The organism is Micrococcus sp. LASM2_SD2 (assembly GCF_057364565.1).
Genome location: NZ_JBNFOB010000485.1, coordinates 1 through 579, shown reverse-complemented (window position 1 = coordinate 579; position 579 = coordinate 1). Strand labels below are relative to the sequence as shown.

Sequence of the window (579 nt, the reverse complement as noted above, 5' to 3'; positions counted from 1 at the left end):
CGGCCGAGGCCCGGCCGCCCGCGGCGCCGGCTCGCACCGCCACGACACCCTGGAGGACCGCCCATGGCCGACCCCGTGACCTGCGCCACTGCCTCCACCCCACCTGTGACCGCCGTGATCGTGGACGACCACGCCATCTTCCGCGCCGGACTCCGGGCTGACCTGGATCCGTCCCGCATCCGGATCGTGGGCGAGGCCGGGGACGTGGAGCAGGCGGTGGAGACGATCCTCGCGGTGTCCCCGGACGTCGTCCTGCTGGACGTGCACCTGCCCGGCGGCTCCGGCGGCGGGGGAGCGGAGGTCGCCCGGCGCGTGCTCGCACGGGACCCGGACCGTCGTCTGCTCGCCCTGTCCGTGTCGGACGCCGCCGAGGACGTCGTCGCGGTGATCCGGGCCGGCGCCCGCGGATACATCACCAAGTCCGCCTCCGGCGAGGAGGTCGTGGACGCCGCCGTCCGGGTGGCCGGAGGGGACGCGGTGTTCTCCCCGCGCCTGGCCGGGTTCGTCCTGGACGCCTTCCGTGGTGCCACGGCCCCGGACACCCCGACGACGGCACGCCCCTCCGCAGCGCCCGCCGCC

General features: G+C 76.7%; 1 protein-coding gene. It reads left to right on the top strand.

What is annotated here, in order from left to right:
- Window positions 1-63 precede the first annotated feature (63 nt).
- Window positions 64-579 (top strand): response regulator (locus tag AC2W7A_RS13240; protein ID WP_485991738.1); only part of this gene is annotated, 516 nt, incomplete at its 3' end.